Source organism: Streptomyces sp. NPDC107528 (genome assembly GCF_055639295.1).
This window is the reverse complement of record NZ_JBVKAV010000001.1, coordinates 1-13,850: the sequence shown is the minus strand read 5'-3', so window position 1 is coordinate 13,850 and position 13,850 is coordinate 1. Positions and strand designations below refer to the sequence as shown.

At 67.9% G+C, this 13,850-nt stretch carries 5 protein-coding genes, 1 tRNA gene and 1 rRNA gene; 1 reads left to right on the top strand and 6 read right to left on the bottom strand.

All coding sequences use genetic code 11. From position 1 onward, the window contains the following. Window positions 1-173: 173 nt before the first annotated feature. The 3 genes from ACZ7L5_RS00035 to ACZ7L5_RS00025 form a co-directional block, all read right to left on the bottom strand. The gene (locus ACZ7L5_RS00035; RefSeq protein WP_471513022.1) at window positions 174-2,912 is read right to left on the bottom strand and encodes a DNA translocase FtsK; all 2,739 of its coding nucleotides are present in this window, start codon (window positions 2,910-2,912) and stop codon (window positions 174-176) included. Between the two features lie 160 nt (window positions 2,913-3,072). Further along, a complete protein-coding gene (locus tag ACZ7L5_RS00030) occupies window positions 3,073-3,753 on the bottom strand; it encodes a response regulator (RefSeq protein ID WP_471513020.1) in 681 nt (226 codons plus the stop codon). A gap of 244 nt (window positions 3,754-3,997) precedes the next feature. Next, window positions 3,998-9,472, bottom strand: coding sequence for a HAMP domain-containing protein (locus tag ACZ7L5_RS00025; protein WP_471513019.1), 5,475 nt, complete (start codon window positions 9,470-9,472; stop codon window positions 3,998-4,000). Window positions 9,473-9,850: 378 nt separating this feature from the next. Between ACZ7L5_RS00025 and ACZ7L5_RS00020 the strand changes: the two genes are divergently transcribed. Then, the gene (locus ACZ7L5_RS00020; protein ID WP_365062569.1) at window positions 9,851-12,601 is read left to right on the top strand and encodes a SpoIIE family protein phosphatase; all 2,751 of its coding nucleotides are present in this window, start codon (window positions 9,851-9,853) and stop codon (window positions 12,599-12,601) included. A gap of 64 nt (window positions 12,602-12,665) precedes the next feature. On the opposite strand, the gene ACZ7L5_RS00015 is transcribed toward ACZ7L5_RS00020, so the two are convergent. The 3 genes from ACZ7L5_RS00015 to rrf form a co-directional block, all read right to left on the bottom strand. Then, window positions 12,666-12,741: transfer RNA gene (locus tag ACZ7L5_RS00015), tRNA-Thr, on the bottom strand. 77 nt (window positions 12,742-12,818) lie between these two features. Next, window positions 12,819-13,481 carry a DegT/DnrJ/EryC1/StrS family aminotransferase gene (locus ACZ7L5_RS00010; RefSeq protein ID WP_363042130.1) on the bottom strand — a complete coding sequence of 221 codons (663 nt, stop codon included), beginning with the start codon at window positions 13,479-13,481 and terminating at the stop codon, window positions 12,819-12,821. A gap of 114 nt (window positions 13,482-13,595) precedes the next feature. Continuing rightward, window positions 13,596-13,712: ribosomal RNA gene (gene rrf / locus ACZ7L5_RS00005) — 5S ribosomal RNA — on the bottom strand. Window positions 13,713-13,850 lie beyond the last annotated feature (138 nt).

Here is a 13,850-nt window from a genome sequence, read left to right as displayed (position 1 = left end):
GGCCGGACACGCCGATGGTGGGGGTACGAGATTGTCGCGCTTCCCTCAACTTGACGTACGCCGAAGGGGAACGGTTGCTCAATGATCCCTTACGGGTGAGTCACGATCGGACATCGACTCATCACCCACCCGTCGGAGGCCATCACTGTGTCGCTTTTCCGCCCCGGACTCTTTTAAGCCTCCCCGCGGATCTGGGCGAGCACTCCGTCCAGCTCATCAGGTTTCACAAGAACGTCACGAGCCTTCGAGCCCTCGCTCGGTCCGACGATGTTGCGGGACTCCATGAGGTCCATCAGCCGCCCCGCCTTCGCGAAACCGACCCGCAGCTTGCGCTGGAGCATCGACGTCGAACCGAACTGCGTGGAGACCACCAGCTCGGCCGCCTGGCACAGCAGGTCGAGGTCGTCGCCGATGTCCTCGTCGATCTCCTTCTTCTGCTTCGTCCCCACGACGACGTCGTCCCGGAAGACCGGAGCCATCTGGTCCTTGCAGTGCTGGACGACGACCGCGACCTCCTCCTCGGTCACGAACGCGCCCTGCATACGCGTGGGCTTGTTGGCACCCATCGGCAGGAACAGCCCGTCGCCCTTGCCGATCAGCTTCTCCGCGCCGGGCTGATCGAGGATGACGCGCGAGTCCGCGAGCGAGGACGTGGCGAACGCGAGCCGTGAGGGGACGTTCGCCTTGATGAGACCGGTGACGACGTCGACCGACGGCCGCTGCGTGGCGAGCACCAGGTGGATGCCGGCCGCGCGCGCGAGCTGCGTGATCCGCACGATCGCGTCCTCGACGTCGCGCGGCGCGACCATCATCAGGTCGGCGAGCTCATCCACGATGACCAGCAGGTACGGGTACGGCTGAAGCTCGCGCTCACTGCCCTCGGGCGATTTCACCTTGCCGTTGCGAACGGCTTCGTTGAAGTCGTCGATGTGCCGGTATCCGTACGCAGCCAGGTCGTCGTACCGGAGGTCCATCTCCCGTACGACCCACTGGAGCGCCTCGGCGGCCCGCTTCGGGTTGGTGATGATCGGCGTGATCAGGTGCGGGATGCCCTCGTAGGCGGTCAGCTCGACGCGCTTGGGGTCGACCAGGACCATGCGGACGTCCTCCGGGGTCGCCCGCATCATCACCGAAGTGATCAAGCAGTTAATGCAGGACGACTTACCGGAACCGGTCGCACCGGCGACCAGCACATGCGGCATCTTCGCGATGTTGGCCATCACGTAGCCGCCCTCGACGTCCTTGCCGAGCGCGACCAGCATCGGGTGGTCGTCCTCGGCGGCGGCCGCGAGACGTAGCACGTCACCGAGGTTGACCATCTCGCGGTCGGTGTTGGGGATCTCGATGCCGACCGCGGACTTGCCGGGGATCGGGCTGATGATCCGCACGTCTGGGCTGGCGACCGCGTACGCGATGTTCTTCGTCAGCGCGGTGATCCGCTCGACCTTCACTGCCGGCCCGAGCTCGACCTCGTAGCGCGTGACCGTCGGCCCGCGCGTGAAGCCGGTGACGCGGGCGTCGACCTTGAACTCGGTGAAGACGGTGGTGAGCGACTCGACGATGGCGTCGTTGGCGGCGCTGCGCGACTTTCCGGGGCCGCCGCGCTCGAGCAGGTCGAGCGACGGGAGCGAGTACGTGATGTCACCGGACAGCTGGAGCTGTTCGGCGCGCGTGGGCAGGTCGCGCATCTGCTCGGGCGCGGCCTTGGTGAGGTCCGGGACCTCGGCCTTGCCGAGGTTCGTCACCTCGGACTTGGGGAGCTTCTCCTGCTTGGGACGCGCAGCCGGGACCGGCGTCGGCACCGGGGTGGTCTCCGCGCGGTCGCCCACGCTCACGCCCTGGGTGAGGTCGGCGACGATCGGCGAGGGCGGCATCCCGTGCAGGACAGCGCCGTCGAGCGCGGCAGCGGCGGCCGCGGCGACGTCCACAGCGTCCATGGGACGTTCCATCTCGGGCTGCGGCACCGCGGAGCGCCTCGGACGGCCGCGACGCCGCGAGAGGGCCTCCTGCTCGGCGCTGTCGGGGTCGTACGCCTCGGGGGCCGGACGGCGCTTGCGACCACGCGCCGCGGGCAGCGATTCGCGCCACTGGTCGTCGTAGCGCTCGTCGTCGGTGTACTCGTCGTCCTCTTCGGGGTCGGGCAGGATCCCGAGCTTCACACCGAGCAGTCGCAGCCGCTGCGGGATGGCGTTGACCGGGGTGGCCGTGACGACCAGCAGACCGAAGATCGTGAGCAGCACGAGCAGCGGTACGGCGAGGACCTCGCCCATGGTGTACGTCAGCGGAGTCGCCGCGCCCCATCCGATCAGCCCGCCGGCGTCCCGTATGGCCTGCATGCCGTCGCTGCGGGCGGGCGAGCCGACGGCGACGTGGACCTGGCCGAGCACGCCGATGACGAGCGCGGACAGGCCGATGACGATTCGGCCGTTGGCCTCGGGCTGCTCGGGGTGCCGGATGAACCGTACGGCGATGACCGCGAGCAGTATCGGCACCAGCAGGTCGAGCCGGCCGAAGGCGCCGGTCACGATGATCTCGACGAGGTCGCCGACGGGGCCGCGCAGGTTGGACCAAGTGCCGGCGGCGACGATCAGCGCGAGCCCTAGGAGCAACAGCGCGATGCCGTCCTTGCGATGGGCGGGGTCGAGGTTCTTCGCGCCCTGCCCTATGCCGCGGAAGACCGCGCCGACCGCGTGTGCGAGCCCGAGCCAGACGGCGCGTACGAGGCGGTAGATGCCCCCGGTGGGACTGGGCGCCGGCTTGGGCGCGGGCGCGGCTTTCTTCGCCGCGCCCTTCTTTGCCGGCGCCTTCTTCGCGGGGGCTTTCTTGGCGGCGGCCTTCTTCGCCGGAGCCTTCGCCGAAGCAGCCGCCTTCTTTGCGGGCGGCTTCTTGGCTGCGGAGGGACGTGAGGCCATGGGTGTGAGGTTACCGGTGGAGAAGACAGCGGACACGTGTGCCCACTGCTTCACCCGTTCGTGTCGTCCTTACGGGGGCGGTGAACTGACGCCGGTTCACGAGCCGGTCACACGCCGGACGGCCCGGATACGACGCGCGTCAACACGCGCCACCGCGACGTCAGTTCTGCGAGGGAACCGACGACGTACTCCCGGTACCCGGCTCCAGCGCGTCGAGCGCCCGCCGCAACCCCGTGAGTTTGCGTTCGAGATGAGCCGCCGTGGCCACCGCGGCCGCATCCGCCGAGTCGTCGTCAAGCTGCTTGGACAGCGCCTCGGCCTGCTCCTCGACCGCAGCCAGCCGCGCCGACAGCTCGGCCAGCAGCCCCGCCGGCTCCTTCTGGTCGGCACCCGAGGCCTTGCCGCCGCCCTCCAACTGGAGCCGCAGCAGCGCCGCCTGCTCTCGCAGCTGGCAGTTCTTCATGTACAGCTCGACGAACACCGAGACCTTCGCCCGCAGCACCCACGGGTCGAACGGCTTGGAGATGTAGTCCACCGCACCCGCCGCGTAGCCGCGGAAGGTGTGATGCGGGCCGTGGTTGATCGCGGTGAGGAAGATGATCGGGATGTCGCGGGTCCGTTCTCGGCGCTTGATGTGCGCCGCGGTTTCGAAACCGTCCATTCCCGGCATCTGGACGTCCAGCAGAATGACCGCGAAGTCGTCCGTCAGCAGTGCTTTGAGCGCTTCCTCCCCGGACGATGCCCGCACCAGGGTCTGATCGAGCGCAGAGAGGATCGCCTCCAGCGCCAGCAGATTCTCCGGCCGGTCATCGACCAGGAGGATCTTGGCCTTCTGCACCATGGCCCGCCCTCCTCGCCCCGGCAGTGCACCGGGCTCCGCCCCAGGGGACGACTCCGTTACGCCGCCCGCCCTCGTGCCGGTCATGGTAGCCGCACCCCGCCTGTCGCCACACCCTGTCACCGCGATGTCACTGTGCACGTAGCAGAAACGCAGCGGGAGACCAGAAGGTTCCCCGAATCCCGCACTTCTACACGACTTCGAGCACACTGAGTCAGCAACTCCGCGTGAACACTGTCAGCTGCCGTCACTCCTCGGCCATCCACTGATCCATCACCGCCAGCAGATGATCGGGGTCGACCGGCTTCGTCACGTAGTCGGAGGCGCCCGACTCGATCGCCTTCTCCCGGTCGCCCTTCATCGCCTTGGCGGTCAGCGCGATGATCGGGAGTCCGGCGAACTGCGGCATCCTGCGGATCGCCGTGGTCGTCGCGTATCCGTCCATCTCGGGCATCATGATGTCCATCAGGACGACCGCCACGTCGTCGTGCTGCTCCAGGACCTCGATGCCCTCACGGCCGTTCTCCGCGTACAGCACGGACAGGCCGTGCTGCTCCAGGACACTGGTCAGCGCGAAGACGTTACGGATGTCGTCGTCGACGATCAGCACCTTCTCGCCACCGAAGCGGACGCCCCGGAACGACTGCGGCGTCCTGGCCGGCTCCGGCGCCGTCCACTGCTCCTGCTGCGCAGGCCGCTGTTCCAGCTCGCTCGCGGCCCTGCGGCGGCGCCTGAAGAGAGCGGCGGCGCCGTTTTGCGTCTCCCGGTACGACCGCACCTCGGCCGGCGTCTCGATCTCCACGTCGGCCAGCTCCGCCAGCTCGGCGGCCGAGGCCACCAAGTCGCCCGCATCGAGGGACGGCAACTGCTGCTGGTAGCCGTGCGGAGGCAGTTCGCTCGGGTGCAGCGGCAAATACAGCGTGAACGTCGAGCCGCGTCCCGGCTCGCTCTGCGCGTAAATCTCACCGCCGAGCAACTGCGCGATCTCCCGCGAGATCGACAGCCCCAGCCCCGTACCGCCGTACTTACGGCTGGTCGTGCCGTCCGCCTGCTTGAACGCCTCGAAGATCACCCGCATCTTGCTGGCCGCGATCCCGATGCCGGTGTCGGTAACGGAGAACGCGATCAGCGGCGCGTCCGCCTCGGTCAGCGAGCCGGTCTCCAGCAGCTGCTCCCGGATCTTCTGCGGCACGTCCATCCCGGCGGGCCGGATGACCAGCTCGACCGACCCGGAGTCGGTGAACTTCACCGCGTTGGACAGCAGGTTGCGCAGCACCTGCAGCAGCCGCTGCTCGTCGGTGTGCAGGGTGGCGGGCAGCTCGGGCGAGACCCGCACGGACAGGTCCAGGCCCTTCTCCGCGGTGAGCGGCCGGAAGGTGGCCTCCACGTAGTCGACGAGCTGCACGAGCGCGATACGCGTCGGGGAGACGTCCATCTTGCCCGCCTCGACCTTCGAGAGGTCCAGGATGTCGTTGATCAGCTGGAGCAGGTCGGAGCCGGCGCCGTGGATGGTCTCGGCGAACTCGACCTGCTTCGGCGAGAGGTTGCCCTCCGCGTTGTCGGCGAGCAGCTTGGCCAGGATCAGCAGCGAGTTGAGCGGCGTACGCAGCTCGTGCGACATGTTGGCGAGGAACTCGCTCTTGTAGCGCATGGAGACCGCGAGCTGCTCGGCGCGCTCCTCCAGGACCTGCCGCGCCTCCTCGATCTCGGTGTTCTTCACCTCGATGTCGCGGTTCTGCTGGGCCAGCAGCTCGGCCTTCTCCTCCAGTTCGGCGTTGGACGCCTGAAGGGCCTTCTGCCGGTTCTCCAGCTCTTCCGACCGCTCACGGAGCTGCTCGGTCAGCTCCTGCGACTGCTTCAGCAGCACCTCGGTCTTGGTGTTGACGGAGATGGTGTTGACGCTGGTCGCGATCATCTCGGCGATCTGGTTGAGGAAGTCCTTTTGGATCTGCGTGAACGGCGTGAAGGAGGCCAGCTCGATCACGCCTAGCACCTTGCCCTCGAACAGCACCGGAAGGACGATCACCTGCGCGGGCGGCGCCTCGCCGAGCCCGGAGGAGATCTTCAGATAGCCGCTGGGCGCGTTCTCCACCAGGATCGTGCGCTTCTCCTCGGCTGCCGTCCCGATGAGCGCCTCACCCGGCCGGAAGGACGTCGGCATGGAACCCATCGAGTAGCCGTAGGACCCGAGCATCCGCAGCTCGTACTGGTCATCGTTCTCGGCCGCCAGGTCCTTGCCGTCGAGCAGCGGCATGGCGACGAAGAAGGCACCGTGCTGCGCAGTCACCACCGGCGTCAGCTCGCTCATGATCAGCGAGGCGACGTCCGCCAGATCGCGGCGGCCCTGCATCAGTGCCGAGATCCGGGCGAGGTTGCCCTTGAGCCAGTCCTGCTCCTTGTTGGCGATCGTGGTGTCGCGCAGGTTGGCGATCATCTTGTTGATGTAGTCCTGGAGTTCCTGGATCTCGCCGGACGCGTCGACGTCGATCTTCAGGTTCAGGTCACCGCGGGTCACCGCGGTCGCCACGCGCGCGATGGCACGTACCTGCCGAGTAAGGTTTCCTGCCATTTCGTTCACGGACTCGGTGAGGTCCCGCCAGGTGCCGTCGACGTCACGCACGCGTGCCTGGCCGCCGAGCTGTCCTTCGGTGCCCACCTCGCGGGCGACTCGGGTGACCTCTTCGGCGAAGGACGACAGCTGGTCGACCATCGTGTTGATGGTCGTCTTGAGCTCGAGGATCTCGCCTCGGGCGTCAATGTCGATCTTCTTGGTCAGGTCACCCTTGGCGATGGCGGTCGTGACCATGGCGATGTTGCGCACCTGCCCGGTCAGGTTGGACGCCATCTGGTTCACGGACTCGGTGAGGTCCTTCCAGGTACCGGCCACACCCGGCACATGCGCCTGACCACCGAGAATGCCGTCCGTGCCCACCTCACGGGCCACCTTGGTGACCTGGTCGGCGAACGAACTCAGCGTCTTCACCATGGTGTTGAAGGTGTCCGCGAGCTGCGCGACCTCACCGCGCGCCTCGATGGTCACCGTCCGCGTCAGGTCACCGTTGGCGACGGCCGCCGCGACCTGGGAGATGTTCCGCACCTGAACGGTGAGGTTGTTGGCCATCAGGTTGACGTTGTTGCTGAGGTCCTTCCAGATGCCCGTGGCGCCCGGCACGTGCGCCTGGCCACCGAGGATGCCGTCCGTGCCCACCTCACGGGCGACTCGGGTCACCTGCTCGGCGAAGGACGACAGCTGGTCCACCATCGTGTTCACGGTGGTGACGAGCTCGAGGATCTCGCCCTTGGCATCGACGGTGATCTTCTTCGACAGGTCGCCCTTGGCGACCGCGGTCGTGACCTCGGCGATGTTGCGCACCTGGATCGTCAGGTTGTTCGCCATGAAGTTCACGGACTGCGTGAGGTCCTTCCAGGTGCCGGAGACACCCTGCACCTCGGCCTGACCTCCGAGGATGCCCTCTGTGCCCACCTCACGGGCCACACGCGTGACCTCTTCGGCGAAGGACGACAGCTGATCCACCATCGTGTTCAGGGTGTTCTTCAGCTCCAGGATCTCGCCGCGCGCGTCCACGGTGATCTTCTGGGACAGGTCACCCCGGGCCACCGCCGTGGCGACCTGGGCGATGTTGCGCACCTGGCCGGTCAGGTTGGAGGCCATGCCGTTCACGGAGTCGGTCAGGTCACGCCACACACCGGCGACGCCGGGCACCTGTGCCTGTCCGCCCAGGCGGCCCTCGGTGCCCACCTCGCGCGCGACCAGGGTCACCTGGTCGGCGAAGGACGACAGCTGGTCGACCATCGTGTTGATGGTGTTCTTCAGCTCCAGGATCTCGCCGCGCGCGTCGACGTCGATCTTCTGAGACAGGTCACCCCGGGCCACCGCCGTGGTCACCTGGGCGATGTTCCTCACCTGGGCGGTGAGGTTTCCTGCCATTCCGTTGACGGAGTCCGTGAGCTCCTTCCACGTACCGGCCACCCCCGGTACGACCGCCTGACCGCCCAGCCTGCCCTCGGTGCCCACGTCCCGGGCCATGCGCGTGACCTGGTCGGCGAAGGACGACAGCTGGTCCACCATCGTGTTCACGGTGTTCTTCAGCTGGAGCATCTCGCCGGAGACGTCCACGGTGACCTTCTGCGACAGGTCACCGTTGGCCACGGCCGTGGTCACCTGGGCGATGTTCCTCACCTGTCCGGTGAGGTTGCGGAACGCCGTGTTGACGGAGTCCGTCAGGTCCTTCCACGTCCCCGCGGCCCCTGGCACCTGGGCCTGACCGCCGAGCTCACCCTCCACGCCGACCTCACGCGCGACACGTGTGACCTCGGAACCGAACGACGACAGCTGGTCGACCATGCCGTTGACGGTGTTCTTCAGCTCGAGCATCTCGCCGGCCACGTCGACCGTGACCTTCTGCGACAGGTCACCGTTGGCCACAGCCGTGGTGACCGCCGCGATGTCCCTCACCTGAATGGTCAGATTCCGGAACACGGTGTTGACGGAGTCCGTGAGGTCCTTCCAGGTGCCCGCCGCACCCGGCACGTTCGCCTGGCCGCCCAGCCGGCCCTCGGCGCCGACCTCGTTCGCCACGCGCGTGACCTCGTCCGCGAAGATCCGCAGCGTCTCGGTCATCTGGTTGATCGTGTCAGCGAGCTGCGCGACCTCGCCGCGTGCCGACACGGTCACCTTCTGCGACAGATCACCGTTGGCGACCGCCGTCGTCACCTGTGCGATTCCTCGCACTTGCGCCGTCAGGTTGCCGGCCATGAGGTTCACCGAATCGGTGAGGTCCTTCCACACGCCGGCCACACCTGGCACCTGCGCCTGACCGCCCAGCTCACCCTCGGTCCCCACCTCGCGCGCGACTCGCGTCACCTCGGAGGAGAACGACGACAACTGGTCCACCATCGTGTTGACGGTGTTCTTCAGTTCGAGCATCTCGCCGGCCACGTGAACCGTGACCTTACGGGACAGATCACCCTTGGCGACCGCGGTGGTCACCAGCGCGATGTCCCTCACCTGGGCCGTCAGCCGGTACGCCATGGTGTTGACGGAGTCCGTGAGGTCCTTCCACGAACCCGACATGCCACGCACGCGTGCCTGCCCGCCGAGCTTGCCCTCGGTGCCCACCTCGCTGGCCACGCGCGTGACCTCGTCGGTGAACGTCGACAGTTGATCGACAAGGTTGTTTACAGTACGTCCGACCTTGAGGAACTCGCCCCGCAGGGGGTGCCCGGTCCCGTCCTGTGCCTGCGTCCGCAGCTCCATACGCGGCGACAGATCACCGTCGGCCACCGCGGACAGCACCCGCCCGACCTCGGAGACGGGCCGTACGAGGTCGTCGACCAGGGCGTTGGAGTTGTCGACGGCGGCCGCCCAGGAGCCCTCACAGGCGCCCGTCTCCAGCCGTTCCGTGAGCTTGCCCTCGCGGCCGACCATGCGCCGCACCCGCGCCAACTCACCCGTCAGATGAAGATTGCGGTCGGCCACCTCGTTGAAGACGGCCGCAATCTCCGACATCACGCCGTCCCCGGACACCGTGAGCCGCTTTCGGAAGTTCCCGTCGCGCATCGACACAAGGGCCGTCAGCAGCCGGTTCAGGGCAGCCGTGTCCACCGCAGTGGTCCCGCCTCGCGTTTTACGCTCGTTCCTCAGGGACTGTCCGCCTTTCGCGCGCGTCTTAGTGCCCCGCGTCGCTGCGCCAGACTCCACTGTGTCCCTCCCGCAGGGGTCGACCGTTACTGCTGTGCTCGGGTTCTGCTGTTCGGCGTTCTCGCTACTGCTGGGTATTCCTGCCGGATATACCAGGCCACACCACGTGCTGCTGCCCGCGATACGCGAACGACACTCGGCCTGCCCGGACCTTCACAAGAAGCTTGCCCAGTGTTTCACCCCCGCCGAACCCGGCCATAACAGTTCGGCAGCTTCGCACATCGTCCGCACACCCTCCGGACGGAAACACTGCAGACCGGCATCCGCATGGACGGCGAAGGTAAGTAACCTTGCATGCGGCTGTCCAGCCGCGCCGGTCCGTCCGGCCTGGGCGGTGGCAGGAGGAGCAACGAGCGGGCATCGGAGGGGCAGCCGGACATGACCACCGGACTGATCCCGGGGGGACAATCCCCGGAGCGGCCGACGGGCGCGCAGATGCCGCATCAGCGGCGCGAGCCGGCCGGCCACGGGGCCTTGCACGTCGACAACCGGACGAGGAGTTCTGTGATCACCGCGCGCGCGGCAGCCAGCTTCGACCCCGTCGGGCGATCGGTGGCGAGCGCCCGCTCCTTCGTCCGCGACACACTCCAGGGCTGGGGCTTCGCCGACATCGTCGACGACGCCGTAGTCCTCACCAGTGAATTGGTGACGAACGCCGTCGTCCACGCGGGCACGTCCGCGGACGTTCTGTGTCTGCGCAGTGACGACGGCGTACGCGTCGAGGTGGCAGACCGGTATCCGGAGCGCGAGATCCCCCTCCAGGGCTCGCCTGTCAACATGGGCAGCCCCGACCGCGAGGGTGGCCGCGGCCTCCAGCTGTGCGCGGCCCTGGCCGGCCGCTGGGGCGTCGAATACACGCCCACGCACAAGCAGGTCTGGTTCCAACTGGACCTCCCCGAGCGCCCGGTGGGCACCCGCGCGGCCGGCCCGTCCCTGCCCTCCGACCTCCTCCCCCTCGCCGACGGCCGCGTCCGCGTCGCGGTGGTCCAGATCGACCGCACGGGCGCCATCTCGTCCTGGAACGAGGACGCCGAGGACCTCTTCGGCTATGCGGCAGAGCAGGTCACCGGAAAGCCCCTCACCGACCTCGCCGCCTGGCCGCACACTCCGGGCACGAGTACCGGCATCGCCGAAGCACTCCAGCTCTCCCGCTGGGAGGGCAGCTACGGCATAAGGGGCGCCAACGGCCGCGTCACTCCGGTGTACGCCTCCCACCTCCGCGTCCGTGACACGGGCGGCGAACCGTCAACGGTCTGCCTCCTGGTCCGGGACCACGAACGGGCTGTTCTGCAGACGCCGTTGCGCATCCCGGCCTCCGACACCGGCAACGACGCCCAGAGCACCGACCCGTTCGAGGTGTTCATCGGCTCACCCGCCCCGGACGACCTCGACGGCCTCCTCCAGCGCACGGTGGAACGCGCCCGCGACATGCTCGACGGCGACTCGGCGTTCCTGCTCCTGGCGACGGACGACGAAACGGAGTTGGAGGTCCGCGCCTCCACCGGCCTGCCCTCCGCCCGCCAGCGCTTCGCGCGCGTGCCCGTCGAGGCAGGCCCCGGCCGCTACGGCTCGGCCCGCATGCCGGCGGTCCACGAGGACCTCACGATGGTCCCCGGCGCCGTCCCGCTGCTCAGGGGCACCGGCATGCGCTCGGTCGTCACCGTGCCCCTGAAGGTCGAGGGCCGCCTCACCGGCTCCCTCGGCGTCGCCGCCGAGGCCCCCGCGAGATACTCCAACGAGGAGGCACTGCGCCTCCAGTTCGCCGCCGACCGCATCGCCCTGGCCGTGGAGTCGGCCCGGCTGGGCGAACTGGAACGCCTGCGCCGCGGCTCGCTCAGCTTCCTCGTCGAGGCCTCCGACCTGCTCGCCGGAACCCTGGACCGCGACCAGACCCTGGCCCTGATGGCCCAGATGACGGTCCCCACCCTTGCCACCTGGTGCGCGGTCTACACGATCGCCGACCAGGCCTCGGATCCGTACCTGTCATACGTCCTGCACGAGGACGAGGAACTCATCGACGGCATTAAGTCTCTGCTGTCGAAGATCTCCCCTCCCGACCCCGTCCCCACCCCCGGCGCCCGCGTCTGGTCGGCCCCTGCCCAGGCGGCCCACCAGGCGGCCCTGCGCACCTCCATGCGCAGCCTGGGCCTCGGCGAGCCCCCGCACCGGGTCAGCTCGGGCATCGGCATCGGCCCCACCCTGGCCACGGCTTCCGCGGTGGGCGGCGAGACGGTCGTACTGCCGCTGGTGGCCCGCAACCGGGTCATCGGCATGCTGACGCTCGGCAAGCCGACGGACGAACACTTCCGTCAGGAAATCCTGGAGTTGGCGGAGGACCTCTCGCGAAGGGCCGCCCTGGCCCTGGACAACGCCCGCCTCTACTCCGAGCGCACCGCCATCAGCCAGTCCCTCCAGCGCAGCCTCCTGCCGCCCGAGCTGCCCGAGATCGACGGCGTCGAGGTCGAGGTCATCTACCGCGCGGCCGGCGAGGGCAACGAGGTCGGAGGCGACTTCTACGACCTCTTCCCGATCAGCGACGGCGCCTACGGCTTCGCCATCGGCGACGTCTGCGGTACGGGCCCGAACGCGGCGGCGGTCACGGGACTCGCCCGGCACGCGCTCCGGCTCCTCGCACGCGAGGGCCTCAGTGGCCCGGCAGTGCTGGAGCGCCTCAACTCCGCGATCCTCGACGAGGGCGCCCGCAGCCGCTTCCTGACGCTCCTCTACGGCGAGTTGAGGCCGCAGGAGGACGGCAGCGCCGAGCTGAAGGTGGTCTGCGCCGGCCACCCGCTCCCCCTCCGTCTGCGCCAGGACGGCACGGTCGAGCCGGCGGCCGAACCCCAGCCGCTCCTCGGTGTGATGGAAGACCTGGAGCTCTACGAGCAGACGGTCACCCTCGATCCCGGTGACGTCCTCCTGTGCGTCACGGACGGCGTCACCGAACGCCGCGAGGGCAGCCGCATGCTGGGCGACGACGGCCTCACCGACGTCCTCACCACCTGCACGGGTCTGACCGCGGGCGCGGTCGCGGCCCGCATCATGCGCGCCGTCGAACGCTTCGCCTCGGACGCCCCGTCCGACGACATGGCCATCCTTGCCATGCGCGTCCCTGGCCTTCACAAGGATTAGGGACCGAGGAGCACACGGGGAGGACATGCAAAAGGCCCCGCCCAATTGGGCGGGGCCTTCAGTTTGGAGCCCCCAAACGGAATCGAACCGTTGACCTTCTCCTTACCATGGAGACGCTCTACCGACTGAGCTATAGGGGCCTGTCACCATTTGCGAAGCTTCCCTCGCGGCAACGGAATAGATCGTACCCCGAACACACCCGTGCTCCCAAACCCGCTCAGAAGGCGGGCTGGAGAAGTCCTCCGAGCGCATTGCAGGCGGACACGATCCGCTGCATGTCCCTCTTGGTCAAAGACGCGTCGACGGGCAGGGCCAACGTTTCGTCAGCGGCCCGCTCGGTCTCCGGCAGGGACACACACCGCCGGTACTCCGGCAGCCTGTGCACGGCCGTCTTCACCGGCACCCGGCACTCAACTCCCCTGGCCCGCACGGCCCGGGCGAATGCGTCGCGATCCGGCCGCCCGTTCCCCGGCACGCGCACGACGTACTGCTGATAGGTGTGCCCGTCACCGCCATCGGGCGTCTGAACGCCCTTCAACTTCGCGTCCAGGTAAGCGGCTCGCTGCCGACGCTGAGCGATCTCGTCGTACGGAACCTCGGACTCGCCCTGCTCCAACACCAGCAGCCCATGCCGCTGCCCGATCTCGTGCAGCCGCGCGATGTCGGCCCACCGCCCAAAACGATGTACGGCCACGACAGCAGCCGTCCGCGAGGTGACGACCGCCTCGACAGCGCCGGCGTCCAGGCAGTACGTCACCGGATCTATGTCGGCGAACACCGGCAGCGCCCCGGCCAGGACCACGGCCTCGGCGACATCGACGTTCCCGAACGCCGGTACGACAACCTCGTCACCGACTCCGACGCCGGCGGCCCTGAGCATTGCAGCAGTACCCATGTGTGGGATGTTGGTTGCGAAACGTGAACTTCAGGTGACGCGCAACAAAAAAGGGTTGGACCCAGAACCGAAGTTCTGGATCCAACCCTATTAAAAGGAGTTCGGCGGCGTCCTACTCTCCCACAGGGTCCCCCCTGCAGTACCATCGGCGCTGTAAGGCTTAGCTTCCGGGTTCGGAATGTAACCGGGCGTTTCCCTCACGCTATAACCACCGAAACACTATGAAACAAACAAACCGGAAACCCCGAACTGGGGACATCGGTCGTTGCCTCAGAACTAACACAGTGGACGCGAGCATCTATGGACAAGCCCTCGGCCTATTAGTACCGGTCACCTCCACACGTTACCGTGCTT

What these genes read in the sequence shown, in the direction of transcription:
- ACZ7L5_RS00035 (WP_471513022.1), bottom strand. Translation starts at nt 2,912, where the DNA reads ATGGCCTCACGTCCCTCCGCAGCCAAGAAGCCGCCCGCAAAGAAGGCG.
- ACZ7L5_RS00030 (WP_471513020.1), bottom strand. Translation starts at nt 3,753, where the DNA reads ATGGTGCAGAAGGCCAAGATCCTCCTGGTCGATGACCGGCCGGAGAAT.
- ACZ7L5_RS00020 (WP_365062569.1), top strand. Translation starts at nt 9,851, where the DNA reads ATGACCACCGGACTGATCCCGGGGGGACAATCCCCGGAGCGGCCGACG.
- ACZ7L5_RS00010 (WP_363042130.1), bottom strand. Translation starts at nt 13,481, where the DNA reads ATGCTCAGGGCCGCCGGCGTCGGAGTCGGTGACGAGGTTGTCGTACCG.